Origin of the sequence: Citrobacter sedlakii NBRC 105722 (genome assembly GCF_000759835.1) — a bacterium.
In the GTDB taxonomy this organism is placed as follows: domain Bacteria; phylum Pseudomonadota; class Gammaproteobacteria; order Enterobacterales; family Enterobacteriaceae; genus Citrobacter_A; species Citrobacter_A sedlakii.
Genome location: NZ_BBNB01000001.1, coordinates 483,316 through 499,863, shown reverse-complemented (window position 1 = coordinate 499,863; position 16,548 = coordinate 483,316). Strand labels below are relative to the sequence as shown.

Sequence of the window (16,548 nt, the reverse complement as noted above, 5' to 3'; positions counted from 1 at the left end):
CAGACAGTCCGCCTGTTATTCGACAGGCTGAGGGCGGGTCGGACCCGCAGACGCGTGATGCGTCGCGCTGTGGCCGCCAGCGGCGCCTTTACCTTCAAAGGCGAAGGCAGGACGCTGCCAGTCGCTGTGGCGCGGTGCTTCCGGCACGTACTCCGGCGCAGGTGCGCGGGTCATCGGTGCGGTAGCGTGGCTGTGCTCAACCGGCGCGGCGACAACGGCAGGTTTTTCCTCTTTTGCCGCTTCAACCTGGACGGCAACAGGCGCAGGGGAAACGACCACTTCCACTTCGTCCTGTGCTTCAACGTCCTGTTCGTTAACCGGTTCGGCAATGACTTCAGGCTCAACGGCAACCGGTTCCGCCACGGCTTCAGGCTCAACGACCACGACATCGGCGGGTTGTTCTGCGACCGGCGAAGTCTCCTGCGTTTCGGCGACCGGCTCTGCTTCAGCGGCGACGTTTTCAGCAACGGGCGCATCGGCATCGGCAATGATTTGCGGCTGTTCGTCAACCGGGGCGGCAATCACCTCCGGATGCGTCGTTTCCACCGCATCCTGCGGCTGAACAGGCGCGTCGGCAACGGTCTCCGCCATGGCCTGAAGCGGCTCAACGGCAGCGGCTACGGCCTGCGCTTCAGTTACCGCTGGCTGCGCCTGAACCTGCCCGAGTTCCTGCTCTTGCTGCTCGATATCCTGAGGACGGGCCACCGGGTAGCGGATCCACACTTTACCGGACGCCATCTCCGGCGATGCGCAGGCAACGGTCAACGGCATGGGTGACTGGAGCGGATAGCGTTCGTCACGGTAGCGACGACGGCGTTGACCGCTTACACGCAGATGACGTGGAGAACGACGGGAGCGACGCGGCATACCGGCGTTATCACGCGCGTCGCCGTTATCTTCCTGCTCCTGAGCAACCTCGGCAACGACCGGCAGCGGGACTTTTGCCAGCTCGGTGCTCTGCGCAGGCGCGGTCTCTGCCATGATCGGCGCGGCAACGGTATCTTCGTTTGCTGCCGTACTTACCGCATCCGCTTCCGTCGCATTGTCGGTGTAACGCACTTTTTGACTCAGCTGGCGTTGTTTACGGCGCGGCTGCGCCTGACGAACACGTTCTTCCTGCTCGGTATCCTGAGTCTGCTGCTCGTCCAGATTCAGCGCTTTCACTTCCTGCTGGGCCTGGCGTTTTTCTTCGCTACGGCGACGATTACGTTCGCGACGCTGCGGCTGTTGCGGCTCATCGCCTGCCTTCGCTTTTTCCGCCACGTCACTGGACTGCTGACGGCTATCGCGTTCGGTATTCTGCTGGGCCTGACGACGATTACGGCGGTTCTCGTCACGGCTTTCACCGTTTTCTGAACGGTCGCCGCGTTCGCTGCGATTATCGCGGTTGTCACGGCGCTCGCTGCGATCGTTACGGTCGCGGCGGTTGTTCTGACGTTTACGACGATCCTGCTGGCGTTCCGGTTTTTCTGCCGCTTTTGGCGCGGGTTGCTCTGCAGGCTTCGCTTCTTCACTGCCGCTGAACAGCGACTTCAGCGCGCCAAAGAAGCGGCTGAGCAGACCCGGTTCTGCAGGCGTAGCCGGTGCGGCTGCGGCTTTCGGCGCGGCAGTTTTGACCACCGGTTCGGCAGCCGCCGGCGCTGGCGCAGGCGGAACATCCGGCATTGCAAAAGTCGCAAGGGCAGGCTGTTCCGGACGTTTACGCTCGGCGTACTCTTCTTCAGACGGCAACGCCATCGCTTCTTCATGCAGTTTTGGCAGCATGTAGCTCAGGGTTGGTGTCTCTTCGCCTTTACGTACGCGCAGTACGGAGTAATGCGGCGTTTCCATCTGATCGTTAGGGACGATCACACAGCGCACACCGTTCTGACGCGTTTCAATCGCGTTAACGGCAGTACGTTTTTCGTTAAGCAGGTAGGACGCAATCGGCACTGGAACAATCGCATGAACTTCCTGAGTGTTCTCTTTCAGCGCTTCTTCTTCGATCAGGCGCAGAATGGACAGCGACAGCGACTCGTTGTCACGAACGGTGCCGGTACCGCTACAGCGCGGACAAACGTGATGGCTGGATTCGCCCAGTGACGGACTCAGGCGCTGACGGGACATTTCCAGCAGGCCAAAGCGCGAAATATGGCTGATCTGAATGCGGGCCCGGTCCTGACGCACCGCTTCACGCAGACGGTTTTCCACCGCGCGCTGGTGGCGAACCGGCGTCATGTCGATGAAGTCGATAACAATCAAGCCGCCAAGATCGCGCAGACGCAACTGGCGAGCGATTTCATCGGCCGCTTCAAGGTTGGTGTTAAACGCGGTTTCTTCGATATCGCCGCCGCGGGTGGCGCGAGCGGAGTTGATGTCGATAGCGGTTAACGCTTCGGTGCTGTCGATTACAATGGAACCGCCGGACGGCAAGCGCACTTCACGCTGGAACGCGGACTCAATTTGCGACTCGATCTGGTAATGGCTGAACAGGGGAATTTCACCGGTGTACAGTTTAATTTTGCTGCTGAAGTCCGGACGACCCAACGCGGCGATATGCTGGCGCGCCAGTTCAAGCACTTTCGGGTTATCGATGAGAATTTCACCGATATCCTGACGCAGGTAGTCGCGAAACGCGCGAACAATCACGTTGCTTTCCTGATGGATCAGGAATGGCGCCGGGCGGCTTTCCGCTGCTTTCTGGATGGCTTCCCAGTGCTTCAGACGGAAGCTTAAGTCCCACTGCAACGCATCGGCAGACTTGCCGACGCCTGCGGTGCGCACAATAAGCCCCATGCCGTCGGGCAGCTCAAGGCTTGCCAGCGCTTCTTTCAGTTCGGTGCGATCGTCGCCTTCAATACGACGAGAGATGCCGCCCGCGCGCGGGTTGTTTGGCATCAGCACCAGATAACTACCCGCCAGGCTGATAAAGGTGGTCAGCGCAGCGCCTTTGTTGCCGCGTTCTTCTTTATCAATCTGAACAATGACTTCCTGACCTTCGCGCAACACATCTTTAATGTTGGGACGACCATGCGCGTTGTAACTGGCGGGGAAATATTCGCGGGCAATTTCTTTTAACGGGAGGAAACCGTGACGTTCAGCGCCGTAATCAACAAAAGCCGCTTCCAGACTCGGTTCAATACGGGTAATTTTGCCTTTATAGATGTTCGCTTTTTTCTGCTCGTGTCCAGGACTTTCAATATCCAGATCGTACAGACGCTGCCCATCTACAAGGGCAACACGCAACTCTTCCTGCTGAGTTGCGTTGATTAACATTCTTTTCATCGTAACTTACTCATTATTCTTACATTGACGACTAAGCTGCGGGCAGAGTATCGCCTTTCCGGGTGTGAACCGATGGCCTCGTGTCTATTCGCGTCGCCAACCTCACGGTTATCGTCAGCTCAAAGAGGCGCAGAGTGTCGGTTGCCTGTATTTCATACGGAAACACAGCGCAATTATCAGGGGAACTGCCTGGGTGTTACTCTCCAGAGAAGATCCGATCTACCGGTAAGGACTGCAACCCGCAGCCCGCTAACTGCCTGAAAGATCAATACGTCTTACGCCATTGCTGCGTGGATGATCGTTCGGGCAAAATGGGTCATTCCGTAAAATTGCTTGTTCTAACAAGTTTTGACACGGAAACGGTGACATTATTCCACTGCTAACCTTGTTATAGCAAGATGACTTTTACCATTTATCTCCCACTTACTCACAGTTTTTTCACTTATCCGCGGTGATTGGTTTAATAACCACCAAATCTGTGATGAATACGCTGTGCGGCGGCAGATAAAGATAAATATAAGCATAGAAAAATGAGTGGCGCGAATCCTTGCCGCTATTTAGAATCGGCCCCCATGAAAACAGAGACTCCATCCGTAAAAATTGTTGCTATTTCCGCTGACGAAGCAGGGCAACGCATCGATAACTTTTTGCGTACGCAGTTAAAAGGCGTGCCGAAAAGTATGATTTATCGCATTTTGCGCAAAGGCGAAGTGCGGGTGAATAAAAAACGCATCAAACCCGAATATAAACTCGAAGCGGGCGATGAAGTGCGTATCCCGCCTGTTCGCGTGGCCGAGCGGGAAGACGACGCCGTGTCGCCACACCTGCAAAAGGTGGCGGCGCTGGCCGATGTCATCCTGTACGAAGATGACCATATCCTGGTGCTCAATAAGCCCTCGGGCACGGCGGTGCATGGCGGTAGCGGCCTGAGCTTCGGCGTGATTGAAGGATTGCGCGCTCTGCGTCCGGAGGCGCGGTTCCTCGAACTGGTGCACCGCCTCGACCGCGACACCTCTGGTGTGCTGCTGGTGGCGAAAAAGCGCTCGGCGCTACGTTCGCTGCATGAGCAACTGCGTGAGAAAGGGATGCAGAAAGACTATCTGGCGCTGGTTCGCGGCCAGTGGCAATCGCACGTGAAAAACGTGCAGGCGCCGCTATTAAAGAACATCCTGCAAAGCGGCGAGCGTATCGTCCGTGTGAGTCAGGAAGGTAAGCCTTCAGAAACCCGCTTTAAAGTTGAAGAGCGTTATGCCTTTGCCACGCTGGTGCGCTGTAGCCCGGTTACCGGCCGTACGCACCAGATCCGCGTGCATACCCAGTATGCCGGGCATCCGATTGCGTTTGACGATCGCTACGGCGACCGCGAATTTGACAAGCAACTGGCGGGAACCGGACTTTCGCGCCTCTTCCTGCATGCTGCCGCGCTGAAGTTTACCCATCCGGGAACGGGGGAGATACTGCGCATTGAGGCGCCGATGGATGAGCAGTTAAAAAGATGTCTCCAGACATTGCGTAAATGATTCTGATCGCGTCGCTGACGTGTTTTATCAGATGACGCTTGCCTCCCGCGCCTTTCCGCGGGTCTGAAAGTGAAGCGCCATCAGGCGCTTCACTGCGTTAGGCTTTCAGCGGGTTCATCTCTTCCCGACGCAACATCTGGCACAGGGCGATCAGCGGTAAGCCAATCAGCGTATTGGGGTCCCGACCCTCTAAGCGCTCAAACAGCGCAATGCCCAGTCCTTCGCTTTTAAAACTCCCGGCACAATGCAGCGGACGCTCTTTGCGCACGTAGTCTTCTATCTCTGCTTCGCTCAGATGACGAAAATGGACGTCAAACGGTTCCACTTCCGTCTGTAAATGGCCGGTCGCGGAATTATACAGCGCCAGCCCCGTATAGAAGGTGATGATGTTGCCGCTGGCTTTCGCCAACTGCTGGCAGGCTTTTTCTTCTGTTAACGGCTTGCCGGCGATTTCGCCATCCAGCACGCATACCTGATCGGAGCCAATAATCAGGTGAGCAGGGAAGCGGTGGGCCAGCGACTGCGCCTTTTCTTTCGCCAGACGACTGACCAGGTGACGGGGACTCTCGCCAGGCATCGGCGTTTCGTCAACGTCCGGCGCGGCGCATTCAAAGGGGATCGCCAGTTTTTCCAGCAGGGCGCGACGCCAGGGCGATGTGGAAGCGAGAATAAGATTAGGCATATTTTTTCTACCAGATATAGCGTATTGATGAGACCCATTTTAAACTATGTCTTTCGTCATTCAGACGCGCAAGCAGGGCGTCTGCTGAGCGAAAATAAGTCTGTTAACCGCAATGTGTGCGAATTATTGGCAAAAGGCAACCGCAGGCTGCCTTTTTCTTTGACTATATGACGTTACAAAGTTAATATGCGCGCCCTATGCAAAAGGTAAAATTACCCCTGACTCTGGATCCGGTTCGTACGGCTCAAAAACGCCTCGATTATGAAGGTATCTATACTTCCGATCTGGTAGAGCGCGTCGCCGATTCTGTGGTCAGTGTGGACAGTGATGTGGAATGCTCGATGTCGTTCGCTATCGACAACCAACGTCTCGCCGTAATTACCGGCGACGCTGCGGTTTCGGTCACGCTCGAATGTCAGCGTTGCGGTAAGCCGTTTACCCATCAGGTTCACACAACGTATTGTTTTAGTCCGGTTCGTTCTGACGAACAGGCTGAAGCACTCCCGGAAGCGTATGAGCCGATTGAGGTTAACGAATTCGGTGAAATCGATCTGCTTGCAATGGTTGAAGATGAAATCATCCTCTCCTTGCCGGTAGTTCCGGTGCATGATTCTGAACACTGTGAAGTGTCCGAGGCGGACATGGTCTTTGGGGAACTGCCTGATGAAGCGCAAAAACCAAACCCATTTGCCGTATTAGCCAGCTTAAAGCGTAAGTAATTGAGGAGTAAGGTCCATGGCCGTACAACAGAATAAACCAACCCGTTCCAAACGTGGCATGCGTCGTTCCCATGACGCGCTGACCGCAGTCACCAGCCTGTCTGTAGACAAAACCTCTGGTGAAAAACACCTGCGTCACCACATCACCGCCGACGGTTACTACCGCGGTCGCAAGGTCATCGCTAAGTAATCACGCGTTATTCGCGTGATGAAGCTTAGTGAGGAATTTCCCCGTTCAGGCGGGGAATGACCAAACCAGGCGGCGAAGATACCTTGACACGTCTAACCCTGGCGTTAGATGTCATGGGGGGAGATTTCGGCCCTTCCGTGACAGTGCCTGCAGCATTGCAGGCACTGAATTCTAATTCACAACTCACACTTCTTTTAGTCGGGGATCCCGATACAATCACGCCATTACTTGCTAAAGCTGACTTTGAACAACGTTCGCGTCTGCAGATTATCCCTGCGCAGTCAGTTATCGCCAGTGATGCCCGGCCTTCGCAGGCTATCCGCGCCAGTCGCGGTAGTTCCATGCGGGTGGCGCTGGAACTCGTGAAAGAAGGGCGAGCGCAGGCCTGTGTGAGCGCCGGTAATACTGGGGCGCTGATGGGGCTGGCAAAATTATTGCTCAAGCCGCTGGACGGCATTGAGCGTCCCGCGCTGGTCACGGTGTTGCCGCATCAGCAAAAAGGGAAGACGGTGGTCCTGGATTTAGGGGCTAACGTCGATTGCGACAGCACGATGCTGGTGCAGTTTGCGATTATGGGCTCGGTGCTCGCGGAAGAAGTGGTTGGCATTGATAACCCTCGCGTGGCCTTGCTCAACATCGGCGAAGAAGAAACTAAGGGTCTCGACAGTATTCGGGACGCTTCGGCTGTGCTAAAAACGATCTCCTCCATCAATTACATCGGTTATCTCGAGGCCAATGAATTATTGACGGGAAAAACGGATGTGCTGGTATGTGACGGTTTTACAGGCAATGTCACATTAAAGACGATGGAAGGGGTTGTCAGAATGTTCCTTTCACTGCTGAAATCTCAGGGTGAGGGTAAAAAACGGTCGTGGTGGCTGCTGATAGTAAAACGTTGGTTACAAAAAAGCCTGACGAGGCGATTCAGTCACCTCAACCCCGACCAGTATAATGGCGCCTGTCTGTTAGGATTGCGCGGCACGGTGATTAAGAGTCATGGTGCGGCCAATCAGCGAGCCTTCACAGTCGCGATTGAACAGGCAGTGCAGGCGGTGCAGCGACAAGTTCCTCAGCGAATTGCCGCTCGCCTGGAATCTGTATACCCGACTGGATTCGAACGGCGGGACGTGGGTCATGGCGACACATCGCAGCCACACTGACAGCGGTGTGGCTAACGCGCCCGGCCTCTTCGTCGTTGTTGATCCGCGGTATATAACCAAAAAGTGACTGAGCGTACATGTATACGAAGATTATTGGTACTGGCAGCTATCTGCCTGAACACGTGCGGACTAACGCCGATCTGGAAAAAATGGTCGATACCTCTGACGAGTGGATTGTCACTCGCACAGGTATCCGTGAGCGCCATATTGCCGCCCCGGATGAAACCGTCTCAACGATGGGATACACCGCAGCGCAGCGGGCGCTGGAAATGGCGGGCATTGATAAAGATCAGATTGGCTTGATAGTGGTGGCGACCACCTCAGCAACTCATGCTTTCCCCAGCGCGGCATGCCAGATCCAGAGCATGCTGGGCATTAAAGGATGCCCGGCGTTTGACGTCGCGGCGGCCTGTGCGGGCTTCACCTATGCGCTCAGCGTGGCCGATATGTACGTGAAATCCGGCGCCGTTGACTATGCGCTGGTCGTCGGGTCCGACGTGCTGGCTCGCACCTGCGATCCGACCGATCGCGGCACTATTATTATTTTTGGCGATGGCGCAGGCGCGGTTGTGCTCGGCGCATCCGAAGAGCCGGGCATTATCTCCACCCATCTACATGCGGATGGCAGCTACGGTGAATTACTGACGCTGCCGAATGCCGATCGTGTGAATCCGGACAACCCGATTCACCTGACGATGGCGGGTAACGAAGTGTTCAAAGTGGCGGTAACCGAGCTGGCGCATATCGTTGACGAGACGCTGGCGGCCAACAACCTGGACCGTTCGCAGCTCGACTGGCTGGTTCCTCACCAGGCTAACCTGCGTATTATCAGCGCGACGGCGAAGAAACTGGGTATGTCGATGGACAACGTTGTGGTCACGCTGGACCGTCACGGCAACACGTCTGCGGCTTCCGTACCGTGCGCGCTGGATGAAGCCGTGCGCGACGGACGTATCAAAGCCGGGCAACTGGTTCTGCTTGAAGCCTTCGGCGGTGGTTTCACCTGGGGCTCCGCGCTGGTTCGTTTCTAGTATAAGGATTTAAACATGACGCAATTCGCATTTGTGTTCCCTGGACAGGGTTCGCAGACCGTTGGGATGCTGGCCGATATGGCGGCAAGCTATCCGGTTATAGAAGAAACGTTTGCTGAAGCTTCAGCGGCGCTGGGCTACGACCTGTGGGCGCTGACTCAACAGGGGCCAGCGGAAGAATTGAACAAAACCTGGCAGACTCAGCCTGCGCTGTTAGCGGCGTCTGTCGCACTGTACCGCGTCTGGCAGCAGCAGGGCGGTAAAGCGCCTGCGCTGATGGCGGGTCATAGCCTGGGTGAATACTCTGCGCTGGTGTGCGCGGGCGTCATCAATTTTGCTGATGCGGTGCGTCTCGTGGAACTGCGTGGTAAATTTATGCAGGAAGCGGTACCGGAAGGCACAGGCGGCATGTCTGCTATTATCGGTCTGGATGATGCTTCCATCGCTAAAGCCTGCGAAGACGCGGCGGAAGGCCAGGTAGTTTCGCCAGTGAATTTTAACTCGCCGGGACAGGTGGTTATCGCCGGGCACAAAGAGGCGGTAGAGCGCGCGGGCGCCGCGTGTAAAGCTGCCGGCGCGAAACGTGCGTTGCCGCTACCGGTAAGCGTACCGTCGCACTGCGCGTTGATGAAACCCGCTGCGGAAAAACTGGCCGTTGAATTAGCGAAAATCACCTTCAGCGCGCCGACAGTGCCGGTAGTGAACAACGTGGATGTGAAATGTGAAACCGAGGCTGACGCGATTCGTGATGCGCTGGTTCGCCAGCTGTACAGCCCGGTTCAGTGGACCCGTAGCGTTGAGTTTATGGCCGCGCAGGGCGTGGAACACCTTTACGAAGTCGGTCCGGGTAAAGTCCTCACCGGTCTGACGAAACGCATTGTCGATACCCTGACCGCCTCGGCGCTGAATGAACCGGCGGCGGTATCTGCGGCGCTTGAGCAATAAAAGAGGAAAACCATGAGTTTTGAAGGAAAAATCGCGCTGGTTACCGGTGCAAGTCGCGGTATTGGCCGCGCTATTGCAGAGACGCTCGTTGCCCGTGGCGCGACCGTTATCGGTACAGCGACCAGCGAAAATGGCGCTCAGGCCATTAGCGATTACTTAGGTGCGAAAGGCAAAGGTCTGATGTTGAACGTGACCGATCCTGCATCTATCGAATCCGTTCTGGAAAAAATTCGCGCAGAATTTGGTGAAGTCGATATCCTGGTCAATAATGCCGGTATCACTCGCGACAATCTGCTGATGCGAATGAAAGATGATGAGTGGAACGATATTCTCGAAACCAATCTTTCATCTGTTTTCCGCCTGTCAAAAGCGGTAATGCGCGCTATGATGAAAAAGCGTCATGGACGTATTATCACTGTCGGTTCTGTGGTTGGTACCATGGGAAATGCGGGTCAGACCAATTACGCTGCGGCGAAAGCAGGTCTGATTGGCTTCAGTAAATCGCTGGCGCGCGAAGTTGCGTCACGCGGCATTACTGTAAACGTTGTTGCTCCGGGCTTTATTGAAACGGACATGACGCGTGCGCTGACCGATGAGCAGCGTGCGGGTACGCTGGCGGCAGTACCTGCGGGTCGTTTAGGCGATCCAAAAGAAATTGCCAGCGCGGTTGCATTTTTAGCTTCTGACGAGGCGGGTTACATCACTGGTGAAACCCTGCACGTCAATGGCGGAATGTATATGGTTTGACCACGAGCTACGCAAATTCGGCCAGGCTGGAGCAGTCTGAAGGAAAATGCGTAGAAAAATATTTGCGTTATTTGGGTGAAAAGCCGCAAAATAGCGTAAAATCGTGGTAAGACCTGCCGGGATTTAGTTGCAAATTTTTCAACATTTTATACACTACGAAAACCATCGCGAAAGCGAGTTTTGATAGGAAATTTAAGAGTATGAGCACTATCGAAGAACGCGTTAAGAAAATTATCGGCGAACAGCTGGGCGTTAAGCAGGAAGAAGTTACCAACAATGCTTCTTTCGTTGAAGACCTGGGCGCAGATTCTCTTGACACCGTTGAGCTGGTAATGGCTCTGGAAGAAGAGTTTGATACTGAGATTCCGGACGAAGAAGCTGAGAAAATCACCACCGTTCAGGCTGCCATTGATTACATCAACGGCCACCAGGCGTAAGTGAACATCTCCAGGCGGTCATTCGACCGCCTGAGTTTTATCTTTTTGTCCCACTAGAATTTTTTTCCCTCCCTGGAGGACAACCGTGTCTAAGCGTCGTGTAGTTGTGACCGGACTGGGCATGTTGTCTCCTGTCGGCAATACCGTAGAGTCTACCTGGAAAGCTCTCCTTGCCGGTCAGAGTGGCATCAGCCTGATCGACCATTTCGATACTAGCGCCTATGCAACGAAATTTGCTGGCTTAGTAAAGGATTTTAACTGTGATGACATCATCTCGCGTAAAGAACAGCGCAAGATGGATGCCTTCATTCAATATGGAATTGTCGCTGGCGTCCAGGCCATGCAGGATTCTGGCCTTGAAGTAACGGAAGAGAACGCAACCCGTATTGGCGCCGCTATTGGTTCCGGTATCGGTGGTCTCGGTCTGATTGAGGAAAACCACAGTTCTCTGGTGAACGGTGGACCGCGTAAAATCAGCCCATTCTTCGTTCCGTCGACGATTGTTAACATGGTGGCAGGCCACCTGACCATCATGTATGGCCTGCGTGGGCCAAGCATTTCTATCGCAACCGCCTGTACCTCAGGCGTACACAACATCGGTCATGCCGCACGTATCATTGCTTACGGCGACGCGGACGCGATGGTTGCGGGCGGTGCTGAAAAAGCCAGTACGCCGCTGGGCGTGGGGGGCTTTGGCGCAGCGCGTGCGTTGTCCACACGTAACGACAACCCGCAAGCGGCAAGCCGTCCGTGGGATAAAGAGCGTGACGGTTTTGTGCTCGGCGACGGTGCCGGGATGGTTGTACTCGAAGAGTATGAACATGCGAAAAAACGCGGCGCGAAAATTTATGCTGAAGTCGTTGGCTTCGGGATGAGCAGCGATGCATACCATATGACGTCGCCGCCGGAAAATGGCGCAGGCGCGGCGCTGGCGATGGTCAACGCACTGCGTGATGCGGCGATTGAACCGGGCCAGATTGGCTATGTCAACGCGCACGGGACCTCTACCCCGGCAGGCGATAAAGCTGAAGCGCAGGCGGTTAAGTCTGTCTTTGGCGAAGCGGCAAGCCGTGTGATGGTCAGCTCTACCAAATCCATGACCGGTCACTTGTTGGGTGCGGCAGGCGCGGTAGAATCCATCTACTCCATCCTGGCGCTGCGCGATCAGGCTGTTCCGCCAACCATTAACCTGGATAATCCGGATGAGGGTTGCGATCTGGACTTCGTTCCGCACGAAGCGCGTCAGGTCAGTGGAATGGAGTATGCGCTGTGTAACTCCTTCGGTTTTGGCGGCACGAACGGTTCTTTGATCTTCAAAAAGATCTAACCGCCTGTCCGTTGTTGCTTAAAGGTCCGCTCGTCGGGCCTTTTTTATTGCGTTTTCTTCCCTTGTCCTGCACTCGTCATCCTGCCACACTAACGGGCCACCGATGAGGAGCCACTATGTTCTTGATAAATGGTCGTGAACAGGAATCGCTTGCTGCAAGCGATCGCGCAATACAGTTTGGCGATGGCTGCTTTACTACCGTACGTATTTTAGACGGTCAGCTTTGCCATCTGGCTGCGCATCTCCGGCGTTTGCAGGATGCCTGTAATAAACTGCTGATCGCCTTTGAGTTCTGGGATGAGCTTGAGCGTGAAATGAACACGCTTGCCATGGGGCATTCACGTGGCGTGCTGAAGGTGATCATCAGCCGCGGCAGCGGCGGTCGAGGCTACAGCGCGGCAAACTGCTCGCAGCCTACCCGGATTCTGTCCGTTTCGCCGTATCCGACGCATTTCGATGACTGGCGAAATCGAGGAATCACGCTAACTCTCAGCCCGGTTCGTCTTGGTCGCAACCCGCTGCTTGCCGGGATCAAACATCTTAACCGTCTTGAACAGGTCCTGATTCGTTCTCATCTTGAGCAGACGGAGGCGGATGAGGCGCTGGTTCTTGACAGCGAAGGTTGGGTTACGGAATGCTGTGCGGCTAATGTGTTCTGGCGAAAAGACAATGTGGTCTATACACCGCGTCTCGATCTGGCAGGTGTCAACGGCATAATGCGACAATTCTGTTTGCAGCAACTGGCACAATCGTCTTTTCGGGTTGTCGAAACCAGTGCCCGTGAAGAAGATGTCCGCCGCGCTGACGAAATCGTGGTTTGTAACGCGCTGATGCCGGTTATTCCTGTCTGCGCTTTTGACGCTGTGCCGTTCTCTTCACGCGCGCTCTATGAATTCCTGGCCCCACTGTGTGAGTATCCGAATTAGTCATGAAAAAATTGTTATACGCTGTCCTCTTATTGGGTGTGGTATTAGGCATTGCTGGGGGAGTGGGCTTGTGGAAGGTTCGCCAACTGGCGGACAGCAAGATCCTGATTAAAGAAGAAACCATTTTTACCCTCAAACCGGGAACGGGTCGTCTGGCGCTCGGTGAGCAACTGTATGCCGACCGGGTTGTGAACCGCCCCCGGGTATTTCAGTGGCTGCTGCGCGTTGAACCGGCGCTTTCGCACTTCAAAGCGGGCACGTATCGCTTAACGCCAGGAATGACCGTGCGGGAGATGCTGCAACTGCTGGAAAGCGGAAAAGAGGCACAATTTCCGCTGCGTTTTGTGGAAGGGATGCGGCTTAGCGACTATCTCAAACAGTTGCGCGATGCGCCTTATGTTAAGCATACCCTGACCGACGATAGCTACGCGAGCGTGGCGAAGGCGCTCGAACTGAAAGAAACCGACGGTCTCGAAGGCTGGTTCTGGCCTGATACCTGGATGTACACCGCCAACACAACCGATGTGGCCTTGCTTAAGCGCGCGCGTCAAAAAATGGTGAAAGTGGTTAATGAGGTTTGGGAAGGCCGCGCGGAGGGGTTACCGTATAAAGATCAGAATCAACTGGTCACCATGGCCTCGATCATCGAAAAAGAGACGGCGGTTGCCAGCGAACGCGATCAGGTTGCGTCGGTATTTATCAACCGACTGCGCGTCGGAATGCGACTGCAGACCGATCCTACGGTGATTTACGGGATGGGTGAGCGCTATAATGGCAAGATCTCACGTGCAGATCTGGAAACCCCGACGGCCTATAACACCTATACCATCACCGGGCTGCCGCCAGGACCGATCGCCATGCCGGGCGAAGCCTCGCTGAAGGCGGCGGCGCATCCGGCCAAAACGCCGTATCTCTATTTTGTCGCCGACGGCAAAGGGGGCCATACGTTTAATACCAATCTTGCCAGCCATAACCGGTCTGTGCAGGACTACCTGAAAGTGCTTAAGGAAAAAAATGCGCAGTAAGTATATCGTCATCGAGGGGCTGGAAGGCGCCGGTAAAACGACCGCGAGAAATATCGTGGTTGAGACGCTCGAACAGCTCGGCATCCGCGACATGGTTTTTACCCGCGAGCCGGGCGGCACGCAACTGGCGGAAAAACTGCGCAGTCTGGTGCTGGACATCAAATCTGTCGGCGATGAGATCATCACCGACAAAGCCGAAGTGCTGATGTTTTATGCAGCGCGCGTCCAGCTTGTGGAAACGGTCATTAAACCCGCGCTGGCAAAAGGGACGTGGGTGATTGGCGACCGTCACGATCTTTCCACCCAGGCGTACCAGGGCGGCGGACGCGGTATCGATCAGCAGATGCTTGCCACACTGCGTGACGCAGTACTCGGCGATTTCCGGCCGGATTTGACGCTTTATCTGGATGTTACGCCTGAAGTTGGGCTGAAACGCGCGCGCGCGCGCGGCGAGCTGGACCGTATTGAGCAGGAGTCTTTTGACTTTTTTAATCGCACCCGCGCCCGCTATCTGGAGTTGGCGGCCCAGGATGCAAGCATTCGCACGATTGATGCGACGCAGCCGCTGGACGTTGTAATGAATGCTATTCGTACCACTGTGACCGGGTGGGTGAAGGAGCAGGGCGCATGAAATGGTATCCATGGTTACGACCGGACTTTGAAAAACTGGTAGCAAGCTATCAGGAAGGACGGGGTCACCATGCGCTACTGATCCAGGCACTGCCGGGAATGGGCGATGATGCCCTGATCTACGCGCTCAGCCGATTTCTGCTCTGTCAGCAGCCGGACGGTCATAAAAGCTGCGGCCACTGCCGTGGCTGCCAGCTGATGCAGGCGGGCACGCATCCGGACTATTATTCCCTGTTTCCGGAAAAAGGGAAAAACGTGCTGGGCATCGACGCGGTTCGCGAAGTGGGGGAGAAACTCTACGAGCGGGCGCGTCTTGGCGGGGCGAAAGTGGTGTGGATCCCCGACGCGGCGCTGTTGACCGATGCCGCGGCGAACGCCTTGCTTAAAACCCTGGAGGAACCGCCTGAGCAAACGTGGTTCTTTCTTGCTACGCGGGAACCTGCGCGTCTTCTGGCGACGTTGCGCAGCCGCTGTCGTTTGCATCACCTTGCGCCACCTGCGGAAAACTATGCGATCACGTGGCTCGCGCGAGAAGTGACGGTGTCACAAACGTCGCTGTTGACCGCGCTGCGCCTGAGCGCAGGCTCGCCGGGCGCGGCGCTGGCATTACTGCAATCCGACGGTTGGGCGCAACGCGAAGCGCTGTGCCAGGCGCTTTCAGGCAGCGTGCCCGGCGGTGACTGGTACAGCCTGCTGCCGGTGTTGAATCATGAGCATGCGCCCGCGAGACTACACTGGCTGGCGACCCTGCTGATGGATGCGCTGAAGCGCCAGCATGGGGCGACATGGTTAACCAATGCGGATGCCGGAGAGCTGGTGGCAATGCTTGCCGGGCAGTTGTCTACAAACCGGATCCAGGCGATCCTGAGCGCCGTCTGCCATTGCCGTGAACAGTTGCTCAGTATGACGGCAATAAACCGTGAACTGGTCTTAACCGATCTCCTTTTACAAATTGAGCATTACCTGCAACCTGGCGCCGTGTTGCCAGTTTCCCATCTTTAAGAGAGACATTATGTTTTTAGTCGACTCGCACTGCCATCTTGATGGCCTGGATTATCAATCTCTGCATAAGGACGTGGACGATGTGCTGACGAAAGCCGCCGCACGCGATGTGAAGTTCTGTCTGGCGGTGGCGACCACGCTGCCAGGCTACCGCGCGATGCGCGAGCTGGTGGGTGAGCGCGATAACGTGGTGTTCTCCTGCGGCGTACATCCGCTTAACCAGGATGAGCCGTTCGAAGTGGAAGAACTGCGGCGACTGGCGGCAGAAGAGGGCGTTGTGGCGATGGGGGAAACCGGGCTGGACTATTATTACACCCCCGAAACGAAGGTTCGTCAGCAGGCGTCATTTATTCATCATATTCAGATTGGCCGTGAGCTGAACAAACCGGTGATTGTGCACACTCGTGACGCCCGCGCCGACACGCTGGCGATTCTGCGTAATGAAAAGGTGACGGATTGCGGTGGCGTACTACACTGTTTTACTGAAGACAGAGAAACGGCGGGTAAATTACTGGATTTAGGCTTTTATATCTCTTTTTCCGGTATTGTGACCTTCCGTAACGCCGAGCAGTTACGCGATGCCGCACGCTATGTGCCGTTGGATCGCCTGTTGGTGGAGACGGATTCTCCTTATCTCGCTCCGGTTCCGCACCGTGGCAAAGAGAACCAGCCGGCAATGGTACGTGATATTGCGGAATACATGGCCGTATTGAAGGGTGTTGCCGTTGAAGAACTGGCGCAAATCACCACCGATAACTTTGCCCGCCTGTTCCATATCGACGCGTCCCGCCTGCAATCCGCCTCTTAAGCGAGTTTTTTTAAAGCTCGTAATTAATCAGCAAAGCGAGTAAAGTTCACCGCCACAAACTGGGCGGTGAATGAACAGCTTGACACATTATGAAACGATTTTTGTCAAAATGTGCAACTTATGGCACCGGGCGGA

16 protein-coding genes are annotated in these 16,548 nt (G+C 55.5%); 14 read left to right on the top strand and 2 right to left on the bottom strand.

Annotation, left to right across the window (positions count from 1 at the left end; translation table 11 throughout):
• Nucleotides 1–15 precede the first annotated feature (15 nt).
• Nucleotides 16–3,264, bottom strand: coding sequence for a ribonuclease E (gene rne, locus CSE01S_RS02340; protein ID WP_042283743.1), 3,249 nt, complete (start codon nucleotides 3,262–3,264; stop codon nucleotides 16–18).
• A gap of 572 nt (nucleotides 3,265–3,836) precedes the next feature.
• On the opposite strand from rne, the gene rluC reads away from it, so the two are divergent.
• A complete protein-coding gene (gene rluC / locus CSE01S_RS02330; RefSeq protein WP_042283737.1) occupies nucleotides 3,837–4,784 on the top strand; it encodes a 23S rRNA pseudouridine(955/2504/2580) synthase RluC in 948 nt (315 codons plus the stop codon).
• A 97-nt stretch (nucleotides 4,785–4,881) separates the two neighbouring features.
• Here the strand turns inward: rluC and CSE01S_RS02325 are convergent, their stop codons facing one another.
• Entirely contained in the window at nucleotides 4,882–5,466 is a 585-nt protein-coding gene (locus CSE01S_RS02325; RefSeq protein ID WP_042283735.1) for a Maf family protein, read from the bottom strand.
• A gap of 197 nt (nucleotides 5,467–5,663) precedes the next feature.
• On the opposite strand from CSE01S_RS02325, the gene yceD reads away from it, so the two are divergent.
• The 13 genes from yceD to CSE01S_RS02260 all read left to right on the top strand — a co-directional run bounded on the left by yceD (nucleotide 5,664) and on the right by CSE01S_RS02260 (nucleotide 16,413).
• Nucleotides 5,664–6,185, top strand: a complete 522-nt coding sequence (gene yceD / locus CSE01S_RS02320; RefSeq protein ID WP_042283732.1) for a 23S rRNA accumulation protein YceD — start codon at nucleotides 5,664–5,666, stop codon at nucleotides 6,183–6,185.
• 16 nt (nucleotides 6,186–6,201) lie between these two features.
• Complete coding sequence (gene rpmF / locus CSE01S_RS02315; RefSeq protein WP_000290727.1) at nucleotides 6,202–6,375, top strand: 50S ribosomal protein L32; 174 nt, start codon at nucleotides 6,202–6,204, stop codon at nucleotides 6,373–6,375.
• 83 nt (nucleotides 6,376–6,458) lie between these two features.
• Nucleotides 6,459–7,535, top strand: coding sequence for a phosphate acyltransferase PlsX (gene plsX / locus CSE01S_RS02310; protein WP_072014948.1), 1,077 nt, complete (start codon nucleotides 6,459–6,461; stop codon nucleotides 7,533–7,535).
• Between the two features lie 77 nt (nucleotides 7,536–7,612).
• A complete protein-coding gene (gene fabH / locus CSE01S_RS02305) occupies nucleotides 7,613–8,566 on the top strand; it encodes a beta-ketoacyl-ACP synthase III (protein ID WP_042283728.1) in 954 nt (317 codons plus the stop codon).
• 15 nt (nucleotides 8,567–8,581) lie between these two features.
• Complete coding sequence (fabD, locus tag CSE01S_RS02300; RefSeq protein WP_042283726.1) at nucleotides 8,582–9,511, top strand: ACP S-malonyltransferase; 930 nt, start codon at nucleotides 8,582–8,584, stop codon at nucleotides 9,509–9,511.
• A 12-nt stretch (nucleotides 9,512–9,523) separates the two neighbouring features.
• Nucleotides 9,524–10,258, top strand: coding sequence for a 3-oxoacyl-ACP reductase FabG (gene fabG, locus CSE01S_RS02295; protein ID WP_042283724.1), 735 nt, complete (start codon nucleotides 9,524–9,526; stop codon nucleotides 10,256–10,258).
• A gap of 200 nt (nucleotides 10,259–10,458) precedes the next feature.
• Nucleotides 10,459–10,695, top strand: a complete 237-nt coding sequence (gene acpP / locus CSE01S_RS02290; RefSeq protein WP_000103754.1) for an acyl carrier protein — start codon at nucleotides 10,459–10,461, stop codon at nucleotides 10,693–10,695.
• 85 nt (nucleotides 10,696–10,780) lie between these two features.
• Nucleotides 10,781–12,022, top strand: a complete 1,242-nt coding sequence (fabF, locus tag CSE01S_RS02285) for a beta-ketoacyl-ACP synthase II (protein ID WP_042283721.1) — start codon at nucleotides 10,781–10,783, stop codon at nucleotides 12,020–12,022.
• 116 nt (nucleotides 12,023–12,138) lie between these two features.
• Nucleotides 12,139–12,948, top strand: coding sequence for an aminodeoxychorismate lyase (pabC, locus tag CSE01S_RS02280; protein ID WP_042283718.1), 810 nt, complete (start codon nucleotides 12,139–12,141; stop codon nucleotides 12,946–12,948).
• 2 nt (nucleotides 12,949–12,950) lie between these two features.
• Nucleotides 12,951–13,973 carry a cell division protein YceG gene (gene yceG / locus CSE01S_RS02275; RefSeq protein WP_042283716.1) on the top strand — a complete coding sequence of 341 codons (1,023 nt, stop codon included), beginning with the start codon at nucleotides 12,951–12,953 and terminating at the stop codon, nucleotides 13,971–13,973.
• On the top strand, nucleotides 13,963–14,604 hold the full coding sequence (gene tmk / locus CSE01S_RS02270; RefSeq protein ID WP_042283713.1) for a dTMP kinase: 642 nt from the start codon (nucleotides 13,963–13,965) through the stop codon (nucleotides 14,602–14,604). The genes yceG and tmk overlap by 11 nt, the downstream gene beginning before the upstream one ends.
• Nucleotides 14,601–15,605, top strand: coding sequence for a DNA polymerase III subunit delta' (holB, locus tag CSE01S_RS02265; RefSeq protein ID WP_042283712.1), 1,005 nt, complete (start codon nucleotides 14,601–14,603; stop codon nucleotides 15,603–15,605). The genes tmk and holB overlap by 4 nt, the downstream gene beginning before the upstream one ends.
• 10 nt (nucleotides 15,606–15,615) lie before the next feature.
• Nucleotides 15,616–16,413 (top strand): metal-dependent hydrolase, encoded by a 798-nt coding sequence (locus CSE01S_RS02260; RefSeq protein ID WP_042283710.1) that lies wholly within the window; start codon nucleotides 15,616–15,618, stop codon nucleotides 16,411–16,413.
• The last annotated feature ends 135 nt before the right edge of the window (nucleotides 16,414–16,548 follow it).

Excerpts from the sequence above, each read along its gene's own strand:
- rluC (WP_042283737.1), top strand. The coding sequence starts at position 3,837 with ATGAAAACAGAGACTCCATCCGTAAAAATTGTTGCTATTTCCGCTGAC.
- fabH (WP_042283728.1), top strand. The coding sequence starts at position 7,613 with ATGTATACGAAGATTATTGGTACTGGCAGCTATCTGCCTGAACACGTG.
- holB (WP_042283712.1), top strand. The coding sequence starts at position 14,601 with ATGAAATGGTATCCATGGTTACGACCGGACTTTGAAAAACTGGTAGCA.
- rne (WP_042283743.1), bottom strand. The coding sequence starts at position 3,264 with ATGAAAAGAATGTTAATCAACGCAACTCAGCAGGAAGAGTTGCGTGTT.
- acpP (WP_000103754.1), top strand. The coding sequence starts at position 10,459 with ATGAGCACTATCGAAGAACGCGTTAAGAAAATTATCGGCGAACAGCTG.
- yceD (WP_042283732.1), top strand. The coding sequence starts at position 5,664 with ATGCAAAAGGTAAAATTACCCCTGACTCTGGATCCGGTTCGTACGGCT.
- tmk (WP_042283713.1), top strand. The coding sequence starts at position 13,963 with ATGCGCAGTAAGTATATCGTCATCGAGGGGCTGGAAGGCGCCGGTAAA.
- pabC (WP_042283718.1), top strand. The coding sequence starts at position 12,139 with ATGTTCTTGATAAATGGTCGTGAACAGGAATCGCTTGCTGCAAGCGAT.
- rpmF (WP_000290727.1), top strand. The coding sequence starts at position 6,202 with ATGGCCGTACAACAGAATAAACCAACCCGTTCCAAACGTGGCATGCGT.
- fabD (WP_042283726.1), top strand. The coding sequence starts at position 8,582 with ATGACGCAATTCGCATTTGTGTTCCCTGGACAGGGTTCGCAGACCGTT.
- yceG (WP_042283716.1), top strand. The coding sequence starts at position 12,951 with ATGAAAAAATTGTTATACGCTGTCCTCTTATTGGGTGTGGTATTAGGC.
- fabG (WP_042283724.1), top strand. The coding sequence starts at position 9,524 with ATGAGTTTTGAAGGAAAAATCGCGCTGGTTACCGGTGCAAGTCGCGGT.
- CSE01S_RS02325 (WP_042283735.1), bottom strand. The coding sequence starts at position 5,466 with ATGCCTAATCTTATTCTCGCTTCCACATCGCCCTGGCGTCGCGCCCTG.
- CSE01S_RS02260 (WP_042283710.1), top strand. The coding sequence starts at position 15,616 with ATGTTTTTAGTCGACTCGCACTGCCATCTTGATGGCCTGGATTATCAA.